The organism is Nocardia puris (assembly GCF_003315035.1).
GTDB classification, from domain to species: Bacteria; Actinomycetota; Actinomycetes; order Mycobacteriales; family Mycobacteriaceae; genus Nocardia; species Nocardia puris.
Genome location: NZ_QNRE01000006.1, coordinates 238,322 through 259,501 on the forward strand (window position 1 = coordinate 238,322; position 21,180 = coordinate 259,501).

A 21,180-nucleotide genomic window follows, 5' to 3' on the forward strand; every position below is an offset into this window, starting at 1 on the left:
AGACCAATGGAAATCGTGATCCGGGCGACCGCGCACGAGGTCGCCACCACCGTCGCCGACATCGTCGAGAACTACGTGCGAAAGGGTCCGGCGACACTCGGACTGGCGACCGGTTCGTCCCCCCTCGGCAGCTACCGGGAACTCGCGCGCCGGCACCGGGAGGACGGACTCGACTTCGCGCGCTGCCGCGCGTTCCTGCTGGACGAGTACGTGGGCCTGCCGAAATCGCACAGCCAGTCCTACTATTCGGTGATCCGCTCGGAGTTCGTCGACCACGTGAACCTCGACCCGGCGCAGGTGTTCAGCCCGGACGGGGAGGCGGCCGACATCGCCGCAGAGGGGCGCCGCTACGACGCCGCCATCGCCGAGGCGGGTGGGGTGGACGTGCAACTGCTCGGCATCGGAACCGACGGGCACATCGGATTCAACGAGCCCGGCTCCGCGCTGACCTCGCGCACCCGCGTGAAAACCCTGACCGCCCAGACGCGTCGCGATAACGCTCGCTTCTTCGACGGCCCCGACGAGGTGCCGCACCATGTCCTCACCCAGGGCCTCGGCACCATCTCCGAGGCGCGCCACCTGGTGATGATCGCCTTCGGCGCGGGAAAGGCCGACGCGATCGCCGCCGCCGCGGAGGGACCGCTGTCCGCGTTCTGCCCGGCTTCGGTGATGCAGTTGCACCGGCACGTCACGGTCGTCATCGACGAAGCCGCCGCGAGCAAACTGAAACTCGCCGACTACTACCGGTACGCGCTGGAGAACAAGCCGCCCTGGCAGATCTTTTGAGATAGTGCCACTGCATGTCGCGCCGTTCATCCCGTGCCGCAGACCAAAGACAAGCGCGCGGAACGAGGCTGTGGCACGCCGTGGCTCGGCAGGCACGCCAGGCCGGACATGCGAGTTGGCCACCACAGACCGGAGGCGAGTGGTGACGCAGCATGGTCAAGATCGCGTCGAAGCGATCCGACTCGTCGAACACCGGCTCGGCGGTGGGACCGTCGAGTTCAAGGATTTTCTGCGGTCCGGCCCGTGCGTCGACGAACTCGACCTGACACGCTCGCGCGAGACGCCACGCGACCTCGACTGGGCCCCAGGCGATCTCGGCAACCGTCCGGACCCGCTCCGCGATCAAGGCGATACTCGCGATCTCCACGGCCGGGCCGACGCGCAGGGGGCCTGTGTGGATGAGGCTGTGGTCCGCGGCGACCAGCGCACCGATGAGGACGGCGCACAACACGATCAACCCGAAGTGCATCGCCGCCCGTCGACGCCCAGCGCCGTGGCTCTCCTCCCCCGCGAGCACGAGTGCGTGGCTGACAGCATCGGCCGATGCTGTTCACAATGGCGGAACCGCGCCGGACTCACACCGACCTTCCACCCGTAGTTGCCGAAGGGTTGCGAACGCGGAAATCCTACCCCGAAGAACCGTCGGGATGGTTGTCGCGACCATTCACGCGGGCGTCTGCCCGGGCTGGTTCTCTTTCCCGAGGATCGCGTTGAGCACGGCGCCCACCGCCTCCGTCAACGGTTTGATGTCCAGCAGCGCCTTCCCCATGTCGGCGACGATCATCGAGACCCTGACCCCGTCGCGGGCGATGCGCATCTGCGCCGCCGCAGCGACGTGCAACGCCGCGGCGCCGAATGTGACCGCCAGTTCGATCGTGTACCCGATCAGCGCGCCCAGCAGGCTGGACAGGATGTCCTGCACCAGTTTCCGGAACGCTTTGACGACATTCGCGATGAGCTCCATCGCTTCACCCATGCTGGCCGCCGCACCGGAGGCGCCCCCGATCTGATCGACGAGATCGCCCGCGCGGTAGCGGTATGCGTCGCCCGCGTCGCCGGTCCAGGTCGAGATGTCGGCCTTCAGTCCGGTGTCCCAGTTCCGGGCCATCTCGGTCAGCTCCTCGGCGATGTTCCCCCAGGTCTCGGAGTAGGCTGCGATCATCTCGTCGTTGCCCGCGAGCGCGTCCAGCGTCTTGCGGAGGGGCTCGACATCGGTGAGCATCCATCCGGCGACCTGCCCTCCGGCGAAACCGAACGGATCGGAGAAGGCCTCCCATACGGTGGTCGCGGCCATCACGCCACCCGTGATCGCCTCGAACGTCTTACCGTTGCGCAGGTTCGCGTAGGCCTCCCAAGAATCACCCGCGATCGTGCCGTCGAGAAAGCCCGGCACTCCGGTCTCGTCGTCCTGTGCGAGACCGATGTTCGAATGCAGGAACGCCCGCTCCTGGAAATACTCCTTGCGGTAGTCGGTGCCTTCGGCGACGAGGTCGTTGTCCTCCGGTGGCTTCTCGTCGTCGAATCCCGGGGTGTTCTCGTTGAGCCAGCTGCCGATCGGAGTACTCACGCGGCACTCCCACCCGCGTCGACGATCTCGTCGCGCAGCTCTGTCAGCGACTTGCTGAAGGCGGCGTCCTTCTCGTCGAACGTCGTCGCGACGATATTCAGCAGATCCGGCAGCCGGGCGACGTCCTCGCTCAGCTTCCGGATCGCCGTGATCGTGTTCCGGTGATTGTCGTCCATGATCAGTTGCACGATCGGTCGCGGGATCAAGCCGTACCCATCGTCGGCCGACCGCAAGTAGGTCGCCGCCTCCAAACAGCGCGACAGGCTGTCCATCAAGGTCACCAGCTTCGCCGCGTGGTTCCGGACTTCGTCCGGATCAACGGAGATGGCGTTGGGAGCCTGCACGATCACACCCCTTCTCCGCGCGAGCGGTCCCTGATCACCACCGCACGGTGTCCGACGTTCCGAGACCGACGCGATCTCATGTCTGTTCTCTCTGGGTTCGACGCACCGGGTCGCGATTCGGTTCCATCGAATCCACCTCCCCACCGATCCCCGGGATCTGCGGCGATTCGCGGGCGCCGGGCTCGGATCGGTGGGAAGCTCGAAGGAACCGCGGTGTCGAGGCGAGGAAGCGTGACCCATGGTGGACAAAACGAATGGTTCTGCCGGGGGGAACGGTGTCGTGTCGGTGGACCGGCCGGAGCGAATACGGAATGTGGTGCTGGTCGGGCACAGTGGGGCGGGGAAGACGACGCTGGTCGAGGCGATGGCCTTGACCTCGGGGGTGGTCAACAGGGCGGGGCGGGTGGAGGACGGGACCTCCCTGTCCGACTACGACGAGATCGAGCATCGGCAGCACAGATCCGTGCAGCTGTCGGTGGTGCCGCTGGGCTGGGACGGGTTGAAGATCAATCTCGTCGACACTCCGGGCTACGCGGATTTCGTCGGCGAGTTGCGCGCCGGTCTGCGCGCGGCCGACGCGGCGCTGTTCGTCATCTCCTCCGCCGAGGGCGCCGAAGGGGTGAGCGGCGCGACGCGCGCGCTGTGGGAGGAGTGCGCCGCCGTCGGCGTGCCGCGCGCGATCGTGCTGACCCACCTCGACACCGCGCGCACCGAATTCGAGGAGATGGTCGAGACCTGCGGGCTCGTGCTGGGCGGCGGCGCCGCCGACAACATCCTGCCGCTGCACCTGCCGGTCTACGGACCGCGCGCCGCCGACGGGCATCGCCCGGTGACCGGGCTGATCGAACTGTTGCCGAACTGCGTCGTCGACTACTCGTCCGGGGAGGCCGTGCGCCGCGAACCGACACCGGAGGAAGCCGAGCAGCTGACCGCCGCGCGCAACCGGCTCATCGAGGGCATCATCGCCGAGAGCGAGGACGAATCCCTCATGGACCGCTACCTCGGCGGCGAGGACATCGAACTGGAAACGCTGGTCACCGACCTGGAACGAGCGGTCGCGCGGGGCGGATTCCATCCGGTGCTGTTCGGCGCGCCCGCCCCCGAGAACGCGCGCCAAGGGCTCGGCACGCTGGAACTGCTCGACCTCATCGCGGGCGGGTTCCCCTCCCCCACCGAGCACGTGGTGACGGCCGCGCCCGCGTCCAACGGCAGCGGGCCGAGTCCGCTGCCCTGCGATCCGCGCGGGGCGCTGGCCGCGGAGGTGATCCGCACCTCGTCGGACCCGTATGTGGGACGGGTGTCGCTGGTGCGGGTGTTCTCCGGCACCCTGCACGCCGACGACACCGTGCACGTCTGCGGGCACGGCATGGCCGAGCGCGGGCATCCCGATCACGACGTGGACGAACGCGTCGGCTCCGTCACCGCGCCGTTCGGCAAACAGCAGCGCCCGCTCGGCGAGGCCATCGCCGGCGACATCGCCTACGTCACCAAGCTCGGACACGCCGAGACCGGCGACACGCTCTCGGAGACCGGCAAACCGCTGGTCATCGAACCGTGGCCGATGCCGGATCCGTTGCTGCCCATCGCGATTCGCGCGCACAGCAAGGCCGACGAGGACAAGCTCTCGCAAGGGCTCACCCGGCTTGCGGCCGAGGACCCCGCGCTGCGGGTGGAGAACAACCCGCACACCCGGCAGCTGGTGCTGTGGTGCCTGGGCGAGGCGCACCGCGACGTCGCGCTGGAACGGTTGCGCACGCGGTTCGGCGTGCAGGTCGACGTGGAGGACCACCGGGTCGCGCTGCGCGAGACGTTCGCCGGACCGGCGAAGGGGCGCGGCAGGCACGTGAAGCAGTCCGGCGGGCACGGGCAGTACGCGGTGTGCGAGATCGAGGTGGAACCGCTGCCGGGCGGGTCCGGGATCGAGTTCGTGGACAAGGTCGTGGGCGGCGCGGTGCCGCGGCAGTTCATCCCGTCGGTGGAGAAGGGCGTGCGGGCGCAGGCCGCGCGCGGGGTGGCGGCCGGGCACCCGCTGGTGGACGTGCGCGTCACGCTGTTCGACGGCAAGGCGCATTCGGTCGACTCCTCCGACGCCGCGTTCCAGACCGCGGGCGCGCTCGCGCTGCGGGAGGCGGCGAACGCGGCGGGCATCAGCCTGCTCGAGCCATACGCCGAGGTATGGGTGGTGGTGTCCGACGACTATCTCGGGCCGGTGCTCGGTGACCTGTCCAGTCGCCGGGGGCGCGTGCTCGGCACCGAACCGCACGGCACCGGGCGCACCCGCATCCGGGCGGAGGTTCCGGAGCTGGAGCTCAGCCGTTACGCGATCGACCTGCGGTCGCTCTCGCACGGGACGGGTGATTTCAGCCGGACCTACGCGCGGCACGAACCGATGCCGTCGCAGTTGGCGGCGTCGATGCGGGAGGGCGCGGCCGGCTGAGGGGGTGAGCTGCCGCTGTCGGTGAATCGGTCGACCGTCCCGTGTCCGCGGGCCCGTCCCGGCCCACTATCCTGAAACCTATGGCAGCAGGTAAGGGCGGTAAGCCGTCGAAGGAAGCGAAGGCCGCGGCGAAGGCGGCGCGCAAGCAGGCGTCGAAGGAGCGGCGTCAGCAGCTCTGGCAGGCGTTCCAGATGCAGCGCAAGGAAGACAAACTCCTGCTGCCGCTGATGATCGGCGCGCTGGTGGTCATCACCGCCGCGTCCTTCGGGATCGGCCTGCTGTTCGGCGCGCAGTGGTTCATGCTGCCGCTCGGCCTGCTGCTCGGTGTGCTCGTCGCGTTCATCATCTTCGGCCGCCGCGTGCAGAAAAACGTGTACGCCAAGGCGGAGGGCCAGGCGGGCGCGGCCGCGTGGGTGCTCGACAATCTGCGCGGCAAGTGGCGCGTCACCAACGGCGTCGCCGCCACCACCCAGCTCGACGCGGTGCATCGCGTGATCGGCCTGCCCGGCGTGATCTTCGTGGCCGAGGGGTCGCCGCAGCGCCTCAAGCCGCTCATCGCGCAGGAGAAGAAGCGCGCCGCCCGCCTCGTGGGCGACACCCCGATCTACGACATCATCATCGGCAACGAGGAGGGCCAGGTGCCGCTGCGCAACCTGGAACGCCACCTCACCAAGCTGCCCCGCAATATCGACGCCAAGCGCATGGAGAACATCGAGGGCCGCCTCGCCGCGCTCAGCTCGCGCACCGGGCCCGCGCTGCCGAAGGGGCCGATGCCCACCGGCGCGAAGATGCGCGGATTGCAGCGCACGATTCGCCGGCGCTGATCGCCGGACCCCGGCGGCCGGCTTCCTTCGGGGGAGCGGGCCGCGGTCGTTTTCGGGGCGGCGTCAGCGCGAGTGGACCAGCGCGGTCCCCGTCGCCCGGTCGTGCATACCGCGCCCGTCGGCGTCGGTGAACAGGGCGGGGATCACGAACACCAGCAGCACCTGACGGGCCAGCGCGCGCACGAAACCGACCGGGATGGGCCCTTCGATCCGGACCACCCGCAGCCGGAGGAAGTACTGGCCGGGAGTGAACCCGAACAGCGTGACGGCCGCGATACCCGTGACGAACCAGATGCCCAGCGGCAGGTTGGCGTTGATACCGCGCACGATCAGGGCCGAGATGCCGACGGCGATCATCCAGTCCACGAACATCGCCGCGATCCGGCGGCCCATGCCGGCCAGCGAACCGGGGCCCTCCTTCGGCAGCCCGAGCAGTTCGCCGGGGTAGTCGGGACGGGCCGAGTCGCCGGGGTCCGCCTCGGGGCCGGTGAGCCAGGATCCGGTGATACGCGCCATGGGTCCAGGATAGGCGTAGCGCCATCGGCCTCCGCTCCGGCCATCGGCGACGGACGCGGGCGACCCGGCGCTCGGACGCCCGCGCACCGGCCGCCCGGCAACATCACGGCGAACCGGCCGTTTCCCCGTCGTTGCTCCGGTCACACCGGGGTGCGGGCGGACTTCGTCCGGCCGGATCGGCTAGGCGGCGGCAATCGTGGCACTCTTGCCGGATACCGGGTGCTCAGCGCGTCGCGCGGGAGAGAAGTGGCAGGATTAGCATGCTGTTCGAGCCCGGGTGGGCAACCCCACCCGGTCAGCCGCACGTGTAACACTGGCGAAACACAGCCTTGATTGCTGGGAAACACCGGCTCCATAGGTTCACCCACTGACGAACCCATGCAATCGACACTGGCTGGGAACCGATCCGTAAGGAGAACAAGTGACGTTCAGCACGGCCGATGAGGTCATCCAGTACATCAAGGAGCAGGAAGTCGAGTACGTCGACATCCGGTTCAGCGATCTCCCCGGTGTACAGCAGCACTTCTCGATCCCGGCCAAGGCCTTCACGGCGGACCTCGCCGAAGAGGGTCTGGCGTTCGACGGTTCCTCGGTGCGTGGTTTCCAGTCGATCGACGAGTCGGACATGCTCCTGCTGCCCGACTACTCCACCGCGCGCCTGGACCCGTTCCGCGCGGCCAAGACGCTGAACCTGAACTTCTTCGTCCACGACCCGTTCACCCGCGAGGCGTACTCCCGCGACCCGCGCAATATCGCGCGTAAGGCCGAGGAGTACCTGCGCTCCACCGGTATCGCCGACACCGCCTACTTCGGCCCCGAGGCCGAGTTCTACATCTTCGACTCGATTCGCTACGAGTCGAACATGAACGGCGCGTTCTACGAGATCGAGTCGGTGTCGGGTTCGTGGAACACCGGTGCGGAGTTCAACCCGGACGGCACCCTGAACCGCGGCTACAAGGTCCGCAACAAGGGCGGCTACTTCCCCGTCGCGCCCTACGACCACTACGTGGACCTGCGCGACACCATCTCGACCAACCTGCAGAGCGCGGGCTTCGAGCTCGAGCGCGGGCACCACGAGGTCGGCACCGCCGGTCAGGCCGAGATCAACTACCGCTTCAACACCCTGCTGCACGCGGCCGACGATCTGCAGCTGTTCAAGTACATCGTCAAGAACACCGCGTGGGCCGAGGGCAAGACGGTCACCTTCATGCCGAAGCCGCTCTTCGGTGACAACGGCTCGGGCATGCACGTGCACCAGTCGCTGTGGAAGGACGGCAAGCCGCTGTTCCACGACGAGTCCGGCTACGGTGGCCTGTCCGATCTGGCCCGCCACTACATCGGCGGCATCCTGCACCACGCGCCGTCGCTGCTGGCGTTCACCAACCCGACCGTGAACTCCTACCACCGTCTGGTGCCGGGCTACGAGGCCCCGATCAACCTGGTGTACTCGCAGCGCAACCGCTCCGCCGCGGTCCGCATCCCGGTCACCGGCAACAACCCGAAGGCCAAGCGCATCGAGTTCCGCGCGCCGGACTCCTCGGGCAACCCGTACCTGGCCTTCGCCGCCATGCTGATGGCCGGCCTGGACGGCATCAAGAAGAAGATCGAGCCGCTGGCCCCGGTCGACAAGGACCTCTACGAGCTCCCGCCGGAGGAGGCCAAGAACATCCCCCAGGCCCCGACCAGCCTGGCGTCGGTCATCGACCGCCTCGAGGAAGACCACGAGTACCTCACCGAGGGCAACGTCTTCACCGAGGACCTGATCGAGACCTGGATCCAGCTCAAGCGCGACAACGAGATCGCCCCGGTCAACCTGCGCCCGCACCCCTACGAGTTCGAGCTCTACTTCGACGTGTAAGTCGTTGTAGGACAGTGCGATAGCGCGATCCGCGGCCCCGGACGAGGTTCTCCTCGCCGGGGCTTCGGCCTGTCCGGGATGAGTTCGCTCGATGGCGATCGCTGGGCAGCTGGCCTCGGGTAGCCAACTCCGGGGCCCTCGGAGACGTCATTGTGCTCTTTGCTGTCCGTCCACCCGGAGTCGGCGCGACAGCACCGGACGTGATCAGTCGCCGCGACACGGCCGGGCCGAACTATGGGCTGACCGAGAACAGCGGCCATACGCTTGCCCGCCTCATCGGCGGGAAGTGGTGCCAGAGGTGCGCGCGACCCGAGCAGCCGGTCCGACAATCGAAGCGATCGGACACGAGGAAGTCCGCGCTACCGCCAGCGTTACCCCCAGTCGTCGGCGGATGCTCAACGCTTACACTGGGCGATATGAGCGACTCTGCGCACGAGGAGCTGCTGCGGCTCGCCGAGGCCGTGCCCGCGGAGCGGATTCCGGCCGCGACCGCGCTGTTGCGTCAGTTGGTCCGCCCGACCGCCCGGCGCGAGTTCAGCTGCACCGGCACGCTCAGTGCCGAGCCGGATCTGGCGGAGCGTTCCGAGGAAGTTTTGCGCGACGAGATCGGTCGGACAGGATCACCTGAGTGATCGTCGTTGACACGGGGCCACTGGTGGCTCTGATGAACAACCGTGACAATATGCACGCCTAGTGCCGGGAGCTGCTGGAGAACGCGCCCGGACCGCTACTCGTGCCCGCGCCACATGACCCCGGACGATTTGAACCGCATCTACGAGCTGGTCGGCAAGTACGCCGACCTACCCTCGGAACCGTCGACGCCTCCGTCGTAGCGGTCGCCGAACGCTTCCCGATCACTGCCGTCGCGACTCTGGATCGCAAGCACTTCTCTATTATCCGCTCGAAAGCCGGACAGCTACTACTCGTGCCGTGAGGCACCACTCCCGCCCTCGCACCGGAAAGACACGGTCTTGGTGGGTGGGCTCGGGGGTTCGGTGAGTGGGTGGGTTCGGGCGAAGGGGTGGGGGTGGGTGGCACGGGTTTCTAGCGTTGCGCGCCATGAAGATTAAGTTCATTGCCCTCATCGGCGGTGTATTGAGTTCCCTGGCACTGGTTTCCACGGCGATGGTGCCGACGGCGGCGGCGCTGCCCGACTCCGGGCCGGCGTCGGGGTCGTCGCGGCCCGCCACCGGCATCGCGCTGGAAGGCGTGGTCAATTTCCGCGATATCGGCGGACATCGAACCTACGACGGGGAGAAAGTGAAGACCGGCAAGGTGTTCCGGTCGGCTTCACTGGAGAAGCTGACCGACGCGGACCTCCAGAAGGTCGGCGGGCTGAACCTGAGCGCGGCCATCGACTTCCGCACGCCGGCCGAGGTCCAGTTCCTCGGTCCCGATCGGCTGCCCGCCGGGGTGGCCGCCGTCGCGCGGCCGATCGACGACACCGGGCTGTTCGAGCAGATGATCGCCGCGATCCAGTCCGGTGATCCGCAACGGCAGGAGGAGCTGCTCGGCGGCGGGCGCGGCGAGCAGATCATGGCCGGTGTGTACCGGAGCTTCTTCGATCCGGCCTCGCGCACCGCGTTCGGGCAGACCATCCGGGAGATCGCGCAGGCCGACCGCGCCCTGCTCTACCACTGCACGGCGGGTAAGGACCGCACCGGCTGGCTCACCTACGTGGTGCTGCGCGCCGTGGGCGTGCCCGAGCGGACGGCGCGCCAGGACTACCTGCTGTCCAACCAGCTGCGCGCCGAATCGGATGCCAAACTCCGCGAGGACGTGCGCCGCGCCGGACTGATGGAGAACCCCGATCTGCTGATCCCGCTGCAGGAGGTGCGCGACGCCTACCTCGACGCCGCGATCCGCCACATGGAGCAGACCTACGGTGACTTCGGCAAGTACCTCACCCAGGGGCTCGGACTCGACCCGGGCACCATCGTGCAGCTGCGCAAGGCCCTCGTGAGCTGAAATATCCACTCCCGCCCGGGTTCTCGCTGCTGCGGGAGCCCGGGCGCTGTGCTGTTCGAGGGTGCGGCACGCCGTAGGCCCGCCCGGCTACGACGCGCCGCCGCGACCGTGGGCGCCGGAATCGGTGCGGCCACCCGCACCGAGCGCCTTCCTCCGACAGGCCGCCATCCGGACGCCGAGGCCGAGACGATCCGCGTGCGCCGACGCGGGTGGCCGGCCGACCGCTTCGGCGGTCTCCCCGAGGCTCGCCGCCCCGGCATCGTTTGGGCGGGACGCCGCGTCGGCCCCACCCCGGTTCCGGGGTCTGGACTCACCCCCGGTTCGGGCACGATAGTCCAGTGGTGCGTATGGGTGCAGTGGTGTTGCGGGTGCTCGCCGGGGTGGCGTTGCTGGTCGGGCTGGCCGCTCCGGCGGGGGCGGAACGCCCCGATCTGCCGTTCACGTGGTGGCAGACGTTCCTGACCACCCCCGACGGCGCGCGCCTGCACGTGGACATCCTGCGCCCGCCGGGCGTGGCCGACGACGCGAAGACGCCGGTGCTGATGACCGTGAGCCCGTACCGGTCGCACCTGATGTACATCTCGCACCCGCTGATCGAAGGCGGGCCGTCCACCGAGAACCTGCCCGCCGAACAGGCGCTGCGCCGCGGCTACACCTACGTGATCGTGGATCTGCGCGGCTTCGGCGGGTCCAGCGGCTGCCCCGACTTCGGCGGCCCGGCCGAGCGCTCCGATGTGGTGACGGCGGTCGAGTGGGCGGCGTCGCAGCCCTGGTCCACCGGCCGCGTCGGTCTCACAGGCACCTCCTACGAAGCGTGGACGGGCATGCTCGGGCTGGCCGCGAAGCCGAAGGGCCTGGCCGCCGTGGCGGCGTTCGCACCGGTGGTGGACGCCTACTCCTACCTATTCATGCAGGGCGTCTCGTGGAAGTTCTCCGGAAGGCCGGTGACCGACAACGGCGTTCGCCCCGCCGATCAAGTCGGCATCGAACATCTCGCCATCGCCTCCACCCCGGCCCGGCCGGACGCCTTGCCGGAGTACCAGGCCAACGCGCTGAGCATGACGCGGGAATGCGCCGCCGACTACGTCGCGCTCACCACCGATCACAACCCCGCCAACCCCGGCTGGGTCGAGCGCAACGTCTTGGACGACCTGCGCGGCAACACGATTCCGGTGTTCATGGGTCAAGGCTTCGTCGACGTGAACACCCGGCCGAACCGGGTGTTCGAGGCCTGGCAGGCGATGGGCCCCGGCGATCATCGCGCGTGGTTCGGGCAGTGGGGGCACACCGACTGCCACGACCGGTGCGGCACACCGCATTTCGACGACACGCTGATGACATTCTTCGACAAGCACGTGGCGGGCAAGGACGTCGAGGTGCCGGGCCCGCGCGTGACCGTCGGCCAGTTCGACGGCGGCTGGCGCGGTGAACAGACCTGGCCGCCCGCCGATTCGCGGCCGCTGCCGGTCGCGCTGCGCACCGGATCGTATGTGGATCGCGGCCTCATTCCCGGGCGGGATCGCGAAATCTGGTCGGTGTCACAGCCTTTGACGAAGACCGTGCACCTGTCCGGCCTCGCTTCGGCGACGCTGGAACTGGAGGGGCCGCCTACGGCGGCGGTGACCGTCGAGCTGTACGACATCGCCCCGAACGGGCGCGCCACCATCCTCACCCGCGGCGTCGCCCCCGTGCGCTCCGAGACGACCGTGCGCCTGCTCGCGCAGGACTGGCCACTGGCCCCCGGGCACCGCCTCGGCGCCCGCATCACCGACGTGGTGGACGACGTCTGGTCGCATGCCCCCAGCAACGCGCGGGTGACGGTACGGTCGGCACGCCTGGACCTGCCGGTGCTCGCCACCCCGCGCGTCGCCGACATCCCCAACGGCACCCCGGTGATGCACGCGCGGTGGCGCAACGAGAAGGCGTTCCAGCTCGGCCCGGACATCCTCGACGACCCGGCCACGCGCGTCGACCTGCCCGAACCCCGCTGATCCCCCGCGCCGGACGCGCGGAAGGCGACCCATGCGACCCCTCCTCCGGCGCGGGTACTGGAGAATGCAGTGATGCCCACCAACAAGCCCGCCCGATGAGCAGCGACACCGCCGACCTCGGCACCGCCGTCGACGATCAGGTCGCCGAACGGCTGGCCGCCGCCCTGCGCTGCGCGACGGTGTCGACCGAGGACGACACCGCCACCGATCACACCACGTTCGACGCGCTCGCCGCGCACCTCGAGCGGTCCTACCCGCTGGTGCACGAGCATCTCGAGCTGGAGACCTTCGGGCACAGCAGGCTCTACCGCTGGGCGGGCGCGGAGGCGGGGACCGCCGCGATCCTGCTCGCCCACCAGGACGTGGTGCCGGTGGACGATCCGGCGCGCTGGACGCACCCGCCGTTCGACGGCGTGGTGGACGAGGAGTTCATCTGGGGTCGCGGCGCGATCGACGACAAGAGCCGCCTGATCGCGATTCTGGAGGCCGTCGAATCCGCGCTGGCCGCGGGTCTGCGGCCGCGCCGCACCGTGTATCTCGCGTTCGGCCACGACGAAGAGGTCTTCGGCGACGAGGGCGCGGTGCTGATGGCGAAACACCTGCGCGACGCGGGCGTGCGCGCGGACCTGCTGCTGGACGAGGGCGGGGTGATCACCGAGGGCATCGCCGACGGCGTGGATCAGCCGGTGGCGTCGATCATGGTGGGCGAGAAGGGATATGCCACGCTGCGACTCTCGGTGCGCGAGACCGGCGGGCATTCGTCCATGCCGGGCAGGCAGACGGCGGTCGGGCGGATCGCGCGCGCCGTCGCTCGTGTGCAGGACCATCCGATGCCGCTGCGGCTCACACCGGTGATCGCCGACATGCTGGCCCGGCTGCGGGCCGTGATGCCCGAACCCCGCAAACGACTGCTCGGGCTGACGGGGGTGGCCGGACCGGTCATTACCAGGATCATGGCGGCGCGGCCGCAGACCGAGGCGATGGTGCGCACCACGACCGCGCCCACGGTGATCCAGGGCGGCGTGAAGGCGAATGTGCTGCCGCAGCAGGCGGAGGCGCTGGTGAACTTCCGCATTCTGCCGGGCGATTCGGTGGCTTCGGTGATCGCGCACTGCCGCAAGGTGATTCGCGACAACGGCGTGAGCGTCGAACTCTGGGGTATGGCGTCGGAGCCGTCGCGGACCCCGGCGCCGGGCCCGTCGTTCGACACCGTCGCGCGGCTGGCCGAGGCCGTGGTGCCCGGTATCGCGGTCACCACGGGACTCGTTCCCGGCGCGACGGATTCCCGGCACTATGACGACCTCGCCGAGACCCGCTGCAACTTCGCGCCGATCGTGCTCACCCAGGACGATCTGGCCACCATTCACGGAACCGACGAACGCATCTCCCGGGTGAACTACGCTCGGCTCATCGAGTTCAACCGCAGGCTGGTCGGCGAACTCGCTCAGGTTCCCAGCCGAGAGGAGCACAGGTGACCAGTACCGAGGAAGGCCAGTTCGAGGGCAGCACGCCCCGGATCTTCTGGCGCGCTTGGCTTCCCGAGGGCGCGGCGCGCGCGGTGATCGTGCTGGTGCACGGCGTGGCCGAGCACTCGGGGCGCTACGAGCACGTCGGGAAGTTCTTCGCCGACAACGGTTTCGCGGTGTACGCGCTGGATCATCCCGGGCACGGGAAGTCCTCGGGCGACAAGGCGAACATCGGCTCGCTGGACGGTTCCGCCGACAACGTGGCCCGGTTGCTCACCATCGCCGGGCGTGAGCACCCGGGCGTGCCGCGGTTCCTGCTCGCCCATTCGATGGGCAGCCTGATCACGCTGCGGCTGGCCACGCGCGGGCCGGTCGACGTGGCGGGCATCGTGCTGTCCGCGCCCCCGCTGGACATCTCCGCGGGCAACGCCGTGCAGCGCCTGCTGGCGCCGGTGCTCACCAGGCTGACGCCGAATCTCGGTGTGCTGAAGCTGGATTCGTCGCACATCAGCCGCGATCCCGCCGTGGTGGCGGCCTACGACGCCGATCCGCTGGTGTATCGGGGGATGCTGCCCGCGCGCACCGCCACCGAGATCCTCGAGGGCACCCAGTCGGTGAAGCGGAATCTGAGCAAGCTCACCGCCCCGGTGCTGGTCCAGCACGGCACCGCCGACGCGCTGGCCGCGCCGTCCAGCACCGACCTCATCGAGCGGGGTGCGGGGTCGAAGGACCTCACCGCCCTGCGCTACGACGGGCTCTACCACGAGATCTTCAACGAGCCCGAACAGGAGAAGGTGCTGGCCGATGCGCTGGCGTGGCTGGAGTCGCACATTACCCCGCAGTAAACTTCCGCCATGGGACACACATCCACCGGACCGATCGCCTTCATCCGCGCCACCTGGCACAGTTCGATCGTCGGCAAGGCCCTGGAAGGCTTCACCGCCGAGTACACCGACCTCGGTTTCGATCCCGGCACCATCGACGTGTTCGAGGTGCCCGGCGCGTTCGAGATCCCGCTGCACGCCAAACGGCTCGCGCTCAGCGGCAAGTACTCGGCGATCGTGGCGTCGGCGCTGGTCGTGGACGGCGGCATCTACCGTCACGATTTCGTCGCCTCCGCCGTGATCGACGGCCTCATGCGCGTCCAGCTCGACACCGACGTGCCGGTGTTCTCGGTGGTGCTCACCCCGCACCACTTCCACGAGCACAGCGAACACGTCACCTACTTCACCGAGCACTTCGTGACGAAGGGCGCCGAAGCCGCCCGCGCCCTCGCCACCACCCTCAACTCCCTGCGCAGCCTCCCCGCCGCGAAGTAGAGGTCCGCACCCGGTGGTCGGACCGGATAACTGCTTCCGATAGCGCTGTGGCGCACGAGGTCCGGCCGTGTGGGCGAGCGGTGCACCCGCCCACACGGGTGTCAGTTGAAGTCGGACCAACAGGCGGATTCGCCCTCGAGCACGCCGGTGCGGAACGCTTCCAGGCGCTGGTAACCGCTCTGGACCACCTCGCCGTCGACGTCGGCGGCGGCTTTGCCGTCGGCGAGCAGGCCGGACACGGCTTCGTCGAGGTCGTTGGCGGACAGGCGGGGGTCGCTGTCCTCCTCGCTCAGCTTCGTGGTGAAGGCGCCGCTGAGGCAGGCGGTGCGCAAGCCCGCGGTCTGGGCGCCGGTGAGGTCGAGGCCGCGTTCCTGCTGAACGGCGAGCATGTAGCGGGAGACGAACACCACGAAGGCGTTGTAGTCGCCCTGGACGACGGCCGTCAGCGGTTCGTCGGTGCCGTCGAGTGGGCCGCCGCGCTCGGCCAGATCCGGGATGTCGGTGCCGATCGTGTTGGTGTCCGGGCAGTACGACACCGGTTCGGTGGTGGTGACGCCGGAGCAATCGGTGGTCACGCCCGTATAGTCGAAGGTCGGCGCCTCGCGCAGCGGGAAGTTCTTCGCCAGTGCCTGCGCCACGCTCTCCAGCGAATCGCGATCCACCGGCAGCTGCTGGTTCTCCTCGTCGTCCACCTCGAACGTCACCGGGAGGTTGCCGCGCCGCTCCTCGATCTCCTTGCGATCGATCTCCTTGCACGCGCCCGCGCCGTCGGTGTAGCCGAGCTGCACCGCCGTGACCCGCTCGAACGCGGAGCCGTGCACGTTGTCGGGATCGCTGGGGTCGGCGTCGCGTACGGCGATCGTCGCGCCGAGCACGCCGTCCAGACCGTCGGTCATGTTCAGCGTGAAGTGCGCCGAATCGCCTTCGGCGACGTGGCGCAGGAACACCCCGGCCAGGCAGTCGGCCTGCTGCTCCTTCACCAGCGCGCCGGAGAAGAACCCGGTCATCTTCGCCTTGCCCTGGATGGCGTGCCCGTACTCGTGGGCCAGCACCATCACCACGGCCATCGGCCCGAACTTCTCCTCGATCAACGGCAGCAACACACCGCGATCCCAGCCGATGCTGTGGTCCAGTCGGCAGTAGGCGGCGTTGACGAACTTGTAGGTGTCGGTCTTGCAGAAGTCGACGCCCTCATCCTCGCGCGCGTTCCACGAGATGTACTTGCTCGCCGGCTGGAACTCGCCCTCGAAGTGCTTGCCGTACTCCGCCTTCCAGAAGTCCTCGACATCGGCGATGGCGTTGAGGGCCAAGCGGTCGACCGCTCCCCCGTCACCGTTCTCGGCCTGCAACGTGGTGTCGGGCACGCCCGAGCGCGGGCCGCTCGGGCCGGTGCTGGAGGCCGCGCCCGCGACCAGCCACGGATTGTCGGGATCGAGCGCCGGGTCCGTACTCGTCCCGCCGCTCGACGCGCAGCCCGCCAGCGCGACCCCGGCGACCAGCGCGGCCACCGCCGCGAACCGCAGCCGTTTCGTCCTCATCAGGTGTTCCTCCCCGTATCGCGGGCCCGCGCCCGCCGCTGAAGCGTTCACATGGTAATCGGTGGATCCCGGCCGCGCGCATCACCTTCCGCGCGCGGGATCAGTCGTTCAGGCGCAGCGTCGCGTAGAGGGCGCGGTGATCCGAACGCGGAATGGTGACGCTGCTGACCTCGTCGGCGGTGCCGCCCGACACCAGGATGTGGTCGATGCCGAGGACCGGGCCCCAGCGTTTGTCGGTCGGATAGGTGGGCAGCAGGCCCGCGCCGGCCAGTGCCGCGGCGTCGTCGAACGGGCCGGCGATCAGATCGCGGAAGGCCGAATGATCGCGCGTGGCATTGAAATCCGCGCCGACGACGGCGGGACCGCTGTGCCCGTCGAGGATTTCGCGGATGCGCCGCATCTCGGCGCCCCACACCTCGAAGTCGACGACGGGCGGCGGCGGGTGGAAGACGAACACGGCGACCGCGCCCGCTCGCGGATGTTCCACCGTGGCGGACATGTTCGCCATCCAGAAGCCGTCGTATTTCACATTGTCGCGCAACGGGTATCGGCTGAAGATGCCGCTGCCGCCGGCGAAGGATCCCGGTTCCAGGTAGTGGTAGGGCAATTCGTCCGCGAGTTCGGCGGTCAGCCGTTCGGCGGCTTCGGGTGTGAGCTCCTGCAACGTCAGGACGTCGACGCGGCGTTCGCGCACCTCCCGCGCGACGGCGGACAGGTCGGCGGCGCCGACGAGCAGGTTCGACTGCAGCACCCGCAGTTCCGGTCCGGTCGCCGCGCGCCCGTCGGAGACGAAGAACGGCAGCTGCGTCCACAGCACGACCGCCACCGCCACACCGGCGACCGCCGCGCTGCGCCACCCCTTGGCGAGCAGGAACAGCAGCAGTCCGAACACCGCCCCGAGCATCAGGTAGGTCGCGCCCGAGGCCGCCAGCACCGGCAGCTCCCACGGCCACCGTACGAAGTACAGCACGATCCCCGCCACCCCGGCCGCGAGAGCGCACCACCCCAGCCCGAGCGCCACCCGGCTCACCCACACACGCGTCATGCGTTCGACAGTATGCGCCCGGGCTTGCCGGCCGCTTGCACGATCCCTAACGCCGGCGCGCACGAGGGCCGGGCGGGCTCCTGGGGCTGGGTGGCGGAGATCGGTGCCGGCATCCGGACCCGCACGATCACCGTCGCCGGATCCCGCCCCTCCCCTACACTGGCGCCCACACGACGAGCGAGGTGACGATGTATATCGACCAGTTCACGGCGCACGGCCCGCTCACGGAGCGCGAGATCGACGAACTGCTGGACGTCGCGGCGAAGTACACCTCGCGCATCACCGTCACCTGCGGCGACCGCAGTGTGCACGCGCCGGTGCTGCCCTGGTGCTGGGACACCTTGCCCGTGCGCGCGGGCGCGACGGTGTCGATCACGGCCGAGGGCGGACGGCGGGGTGACGAGGAGGATCGGCTGGCCCTGCGCGAATTCGTGCGCCGGTTCCAGCGGGCGGGCTGACGACCAGCCCCGGATCACGCCCCGCCGAAGACCCGCTCCACCACAGCTTTCGCGCGCCGTGTGATGCGCATGTAGTTGTCCAGGAACTCGCTGCCGTCGTCGTTGGGCCAGCCCGCCACGCGCGCGACGGCCGAGAGCAGGCGGCCGGGGCCGGGTAGCTGGTCGCTGGGTTTGCCGCGCACCAGCACCAGCGCGTTGCGGGCCTTGGTGGCGGTGAGCCACGATTCGCGCAGCAGGCTCACGTCCTCGGCGGACAGGAGTTTGGTCTGCTCGATGACGTCGAGCGATTGCAGCGTGGACGTGTTGTGCAGGGCGGAGATCTCGTGGGCGTGGCGCAACTGCATGAGCTGCACGGTCCACTCGATATCGGCCAGGCCGCCGCGCCCCAGTTTGGTGTGGGTGGCGGGGTTGGCGCCGCGCGGCAACCGCTCGGAGTCTACGCGCGCCTTGATGCGCCGGATCTCGCGCACCGCCTCGGGCGAGACGCCGCCCGCCGGATACCGCACCTTGTCGATGGCGTGCAGGAAACGCACGCCCAGCTCCTGATCGCCCGCCACCTGGTGGGCGCGCAGCAGCGCCTGCACCTCCCACGGCTGCGCCCACTGCTCGTAGTAGGCGCGATAGGAGGCCAGCGTGCGCACCAGCGCGCCGCTGCGCCCCTCGGGACGCAGGCCCGCGTCCACGTGCAGCGGCGGATCGGTGCTCGGGGCGCCCAGCAGCTTCTGCACCCGCTCGGCGACGCCGTTGGCCCACTTCACGGCCTTGGTCTCGTCCTCGCCGGGGCGCGGATCGCAGACGAACAGCACATCGGCGTCGGAGCCGTAGCCCAGTTCCATCCCGCCGAGGCGGCCCATGCCGATGACCGCGAAATCGGCGGGCGCGGGCGTGCCGGTCTCCGCCTCCGAGGCCCGGATCACGGCGGCGAGCGCGGCTTCGAGCACCGCCACCCACACCGACGACAGCGCCCGGCACACCTGCGGCACGTCCAGCATGCCCAGCAGGTCGGCCGAGGCGACCCGCGCCAGTTCGTGCCTGCGCAGCGACCGGGCCGCCGCGACCGCGCGGTGCGGGTCGTCGTAGCGGGCGGCGGCGGTGAGGATGCCGCGCGCCACGTCCTCGGGCTGCGGGCCGAGCAGCAGCGGGCCGCTCGGCCCGTCGGCGTACATGCGGATCGTGTCGGGCGCGTTGATGAGCAGGTCGGGCAGGTACTCCGAGGAGCCGAGCACGATCATCAGGCGCTGCGCGACCGCGCCTTCGTCGCGCAGTTCGCGCAGGAACCAGATCTGGTCGTCCAGCCCCTCCGACACGCGGCGGTAGGCGAGCAGGCCGGCGTCGGGATTCGGTGTGTCCCCGAGCCATTCGAGCAGCGTCGGCAACAGCAGCGCCTGGATGCGCCCCTTGCGCGAGACCCCGCCGGTGAGCGCCTTGAGGTGGCTGAGCGCGTGCTCCGGCGCGACGTAGCCCAGCGCGGCCAGCTGGCGCACGGCGGCGTCGGGGCTCAGGCGCAGCGCGTCGGAATCCATGCGCGCCACCGCCTCCAGCAGCGGGCGGTAGAACAGTTTGGCGTGCAGGCGCCGCACGCGCACCGCGTTGCGCCGGATCTCCGAGGCCAGCACGCCGACCGCGTCCTGCCTGCCGTCGGGACGCACGTGCGCGGCGCGGGCCAGCCAGCGCATGCCCTCCTCGTCGTCGAAGGCGGGCAGCGTGTGGGTGCGCTTGAGGCGCTGCAACTGCAAGCGGTGTTCGAGCAGGCGCAGGAACTCGTAGGAGGCGGTGAGATTCGCTGCGTCGTCGCGCCCGACGTAACCGCCCGCCGCCAGCGCCGTCAACGCCTCGACCGTGCCCGCGACATGCAGCGAATCGTCGACGCGACCGTGCACCAATTGCAGGAGCTGCACGGCGAATTCGACATCGCGCAGGCTGCCGTGGCCGAGTTTGAGTTCGCGTTCGCGCAGATCGGCGGGCACCAGATCCTCCACGCGGCGGCGCATGGCCTGCACGTCGGCGACGAAGTCGGGGCGCTCCGAGGCGGTCCACACCATCGGCATCACCGCGGCGCGGTACTGCTCGCCCAGCGCCAGATCGCCGGTCATCGGGCGATTCTTGAGCAGCGCCTGGAACTCCCAGGTGCGCGCCCAGCGCTTGTAGTAGGCCAGGTGCGAGTCCAGCGTGCGCACCAGCGCGCCCTGTTTGCCCTCGGGCCGCAGCGCCGCGTCGACCTCGAAGAACGCCAGGCTGCCCACGCTCATCAGCTCGGCGGCCAGGCGCGTGGCGACCGCGTCGGCGGGTTCGGCGACGAACACCACGTCCACGTCGCTGACGTAGTTCAGTTCGCGCGCACCGGATTTGCCCAGCGCGATCACCGCCAGGCGCACCGGGCACGGCCCGTCCTTGCAGACCCGCGCCACCGCCACCGCGAGCGCCGCGGTGAGCGCGGCGTCGGCCAGATCCGTGAGATGCCTGCCCACCACCTGGTACGGCAGCACCGGCTCGTTCTCGACGGTGGCGGCCAGGTCGGCGGCCGCCAGCAGCATGAGCTGATCGCGATACCGCCTGCGCAGCAAGGGAACCGCTTCGGGACCGGAGATGCCGGCCCGGAACAGCAGCGCGGCGGGCCCTCGACCGTCGGACTCCGCGGCGGGCGAGGGTTCGGGCTCCGCCTCGACGGCGGCGAGCAGATCGGCGAGCAGTTCCGCGCGGTCGGGCAGTGCGGGCCTGCGCAGCACCTGCCACGACGCGGGCTCGGCCACCAGGTGGTCGCCGAACGCGCTGGAGGAACCCACCAGCGCGAACAGCCTGCCGCGCAACGACGTATCGGTGCGCAGCGCCGAATCCACCTCGGCCCACCCGTCTTCCAGCGCCTCGCGCAGGCGCATCAGGGTGGTCAGCGCGAGATCGGCGTCGGGCGCGCGGGACAACGACCACAGCACCGGAATGCTTTCGACGTTGTCCCAGCCCAATTCGCGCAACATCGCGGCGGCCGACGGGTCGAGCAGGCCGAGCCTGCCGACACCGGGGACAGCGGAGCGCGCGGTCGGTGGGCGAACCATGGTCCTAAACTAC

18 protein-coding genes are annotated in these 21,180 nt (G+C 69.6%); 12 read left to right on the forward strand and 6 right to left on the reverse strand.

Annotation, left to right across the window (positions count from 1 at the left end):
- Window positions 1-6 precede the first annotated feature (6 nt).
- Together nagB and DFR74_RS18245 are read left to right on the forward strand one after the other, a co-directional pair.
- Complete coding sequence (nagB, locus tag DFR74_RS18240) at window positions 7-786, forward strand: glucosamine-6-phosphate deaminase (protein WP_067511321.1); 780 nt, start codon at window positions 7-9, stop codon at window positions 784-786.
- A gap of 142 nt (window positions 787-928) precedes the next feature.
- The gene (locus DFR74_RS18245) at window positions 929-1,384 is read left to right on the forward strand and encodes a hypothetical protein (protein ID WP_147265849.1); all 456 of its coding nucleotides are present in this window, start codon (window positions 929-931) and stop codon (window positions 1,382-1,384) included.
- 66 nt (window positions 1,385-1,450) lie between these two features.
- Here the strand turns inward: DFR74_RS18245 and DFR74_RS18250 are convergent, their stop codons facing one another.
- Both DFR74_RS18250 and DFR74_RS18255 read right to left on the reverse strand, forming a co-directional pair.
- The gene (locus tag DFR74_RS18250) at window positions 1,451-2,353 is read right to left on the reverse strand and encodes a WXG100 family type VII secretion target (protein WP_067511323.1); all 903 of its coding nucleotides are present in this window, start codon (window positions 2,351-2,353) and stop codon (window positions 1,451-1,453) included.
- Window positions 2,350-2,703: a hypothetical protein gene (locus DFR74_RS18255; RefSeq protein ID WP_067511324.1), complete on the reverse strand. Its 354-nt coding sequence runs from the start codon at window positions 2,701-2,703 to the stop codon at window positions 2,350-2,352. Before DFR74_RS18255 ends, DFR74_RS18250 begins: the two co-directional genes overlap by 4 nt.
- Before the next feature lie 232 nt (window positions 2,704-2,935).
- Between DFR74_RS18255 and DFR74_RS18260 the strand changes: the two genes are divergently transcribed.
- A complete protein-coding gene (locus DFR74_RS18260; protein WP_067511325.1) occupies window positions 2,936-5,134 on the forward strand; it encodes an elongation factor G-like protein EF-G2 in 2,199 nt (732 codons plus the stop codon).
- 80 nt (window positions 5,135-5,214) lie between these two features.
- Window positions 5,215-5,958: a DUF4191 domain-containing protein gene (locus tag DFR74_RS18265; protein ID WP_067511326.1), complete on the forward strand. Its 744-nt coding sequence runs from the start codon at window positions 5,215-5,217 to the stop codon at window positions 5,956-5,958.
- 63 nt (window positions 5,959-6,021) lie between these two features.
- On the opposite strand, the gene DFR74_RS18270 is transcribed toward DFR74_RS18265, so the two are convergent.
- Window positions 6,022-6,474 carry an RDD family protein gene (locus tag DFR74_RS18270; protein WP_067511327.1) on the reverse strand — a complete coding sequence of 151 codons (453 nt, stop codon included), beginning with the start codon at window positions 6,472-6,474 and terminating at the stop codon, window positions 6,022-6,024.
- Between the two features lie 421 nt (window positions 6,475-6,895).
- Here DFR74_RS18270 and glnA point away from each other — a divergent pair, with 421 nt between their 5' ends.
- From glnA to DFR74_RS18310, 7 genes are all read left to right on the forward strand, one after another.
- Window positions 6,896-8,332: a type I glutamate--ammonia ligase gene (gene glnA, locus DFR74_RS18275; RefSeq protein WP_067511328.1), complete on the forward strand. Its 1,437-nt coding sequence runs from the start codon at window positions 6,896-6,898 to the stop codon at window positions 8,330-8,332.
- Window positions 8,333-8,748: 416 nt separating this feature from the next.
- Entirely contained in the window at window positions 8,749-8,964 is a 216-nt protein-coding gene (locus tag DFR74_RS18280) for a hypothetical protein (RefSeq protein WP_067511329.1), read from the forward strand.
- A 427-nt stretch (window positions 8,965-9,391) separates the two neighbouring features.
- The gene (locus tag DFR74_RS18290) at window positions 9,392-10,300 is read left to right on the forward strand and encodes a tyrosine-protein phosphatase (RefSeq protein ID WP_067511330.1); all 909 of its coding nucleotides are present in this window, start codon (window positions 9,392-9,394) and stop codon (window positions 10,298-10,300) included.
- Between the two features lie 347 nt (window positions 10,301-10,647).
- The gene (locus tag DFR74_RS18295) at window positions 10,648-12,291 is read left to right on the forward strand and encodes a CocE/NonD family hydrolase (RefSeq protein ID WP_067511331.1); all 1,644 of its coding nucleotides are present in this window, start codon (window positions 10,648-10,650) and stop codon (window positions 12,289-12,291) included.
- Between the two features lie 95 nt (window positions 12,292-12,386).
- Complete coding sequence (locus tag DFR74_RS18300) at window positions 12,387-13,766, forward strand: M20 family peptidase (RefSeq protein WP_067511332.1); 1,380 nt, start codon at window positions 12,387-12,389, stop codon at window positions 13,764-13,766.
- Complete coding sequence (locus DFR74_RS18305; RefSeq protein WP_067511333.1) at window positions 13,763-14,602, forward strand: alpha/beta hydrolase; 840 nt, start codon at window positions 13,763-13,765, stop codon at window positions 14,600-14,602. Before DFR74_RS18300 ends, DFR74_RS18305 begins: the two co-directional genes overlap by 4 nt.
- A gap of 9 nt (window positions 14,603-14,611) precedes the next feature.
- The gene (locus DFR74_RS18310) at window positions 14,612-15,076 is read left to right on the forward strand and encodes a 6,7-dimethyl-8-ribityllumazine synthase (protein ID WP_067511334.1); all 465 of its coding nucleotides are present in this window, start codon (window positions 14,612-14,614) and stop codon (window positions 15,074-15,076) included.
- 101 nt (window positions 15,077-15,177) lie between these two features.
- Here the strand turns inward: DFR74_RS18310 and DFR74_RS18315 are convergent, their stop codons facing one another.
- Complete coding sequence (locus DFR74_RS18315; RefSeq protein ID WP_067511369.1) at window positions 15,178-16,614, reverse strand: neutral zinc metallopeptidase; 1,437 nt, start codon at window positions 16,612-16,614, stop codon at window positions 15,178-15,180.
- A gap of 100 nt (window positions 16,615-16,714) precedes the next feature.
- Window positions 16,715-17,659 (reverse strand): endonuclease/exonuclease/phosphatase family protein, encoded by a 945-nt coding sequence (locus DFR74_RS18320; protein ID WP_067511335.1) that lies wholly within the window; start codon window positions 17,657-17,659, stop codon window positions 16,715-16,717.
- A gap of 182 nt (window positions 17,660-17,841) precedes the next feature.
- Here DFR74_RS18320 and DFR74_RS18325 point away from each other — a divergent pair, with 182 nt between their 5' ends.
- Window positions 17,842-18,117 (forward strand): HPr family phosphocarrier protein, encoded by a 276-nt coding sequence (locus DFR74_RS18325; protein WP_147265850.1) that lies wholly within the window; start codon window positions 17,842-17,844, stop codon window positions 18,115-18,117.
- Window positions 18,118-18,131: 14 nt separating this feature from the next.
- Here the strand turns inward: DFR74_RS18325 and DFR74_RS18330 are convergent, their stop codons facing one another.
- Window positions 18,132-21,167 carry a bifunctional [glutamine synthetase] adenylyltransferase/[glutamine synthetase]-adenylyl-L-tyrosine phosphorylase gene (locus DFR74_RS18330; protein WP_067511337.1) on the reverse strand — a complete coding sequence of 1,012 codons (3,036 nt, stop codon included), beginning with the start codon at window positions 21,165-21,167 and terminating at the stop codon, window positions 18,132-18,134.
- Window positions 21,168-21,180 lie beyond the last annotated feature (13 nt).

Coding starts and splice junctions, on each gene's coding strand:
- nagB (WP_067511321.1), top strand. CDS start 7: ATGGAAATCGTGATCCGGGCGACCGCGCACGAGGTCGCCACCACCGTC.
- DFR74_RS18260 (WP_067511325.1), top strand. CDS start 2,936: ATGGTGGACAAAACGAATGGTTCTGCCGGGGGGAACGGTGTCGTGTCG.
- DFR74_RS18265 (WP_067511326.1), top strand. CDS start 5,215: ATGGCAGCAGGTAAGGGCGGTAAGCCGTCGAAGGAAGCGAAGGCCGCG.
- DFR74_RS18270 (WP_067511327.1), bottom strand. CDS start 6,474: ATGGCGCGTATCACCGGATCCTGGCTCACCGGCCCCGAGGCGGACCCC.
- DFR74_RS18280 (WP_067511329.1), top strand. CDS start 8,749: ATGAGCGACTCTGCGCACGAGGAGCTGCTGCGGCTCGCCGAGGCCGTG.
- DFR74_RS18290 (WP_067511330.1), top strand. CDS start 9,392: ATGAAGATTAAGTTCATTGCCCTCATCGGCGGTGTATTGAGTTCCCTG.
- DFR74_RS18295 (WP_067511331.1), top strand. CDS start 10,648: ATGGGTGCAGTGGTGTTGCGGGTGCTCGCCGGGGTGGCGTTGCTGGTC.
- DFR74_RS18300 (WP_067511332.1), top strand. CDS start 12,387: ATGAGCAGCGACACCGCCGACCTCGGCACCGCCGTCGACGATCAGGTC.
- DFR74_RS18310 (WP_067511334.1), top strand. CDS start 14,612: ATGGGACACACATCCACCGGACCGATCGCCTTCATCCGCGCCACCTGG.
- DFR74_RS18315 (WP_067511369.1), bottom strand. CDS start 16,614: ATGAGGACGAAACGGCTGCGGTTCGCGGCGGTGGCCGCGCTGGTCGCC.
- DFR74_RS18320 (WP_067511335.1), bottom strand. CDS start 17,659: ATGACGCGTGTGTGGGTGAGCCGGGTGGCGCTCGGGCTGGGGTGGTGC.
- DFR74_RS18330 (WP_067511337.1), bottom strand. CDS start 21,167: ATGGTTCGCCCACCGACCGCGCGCTCCGCTGTCCCCGGTGTCGGCAGG.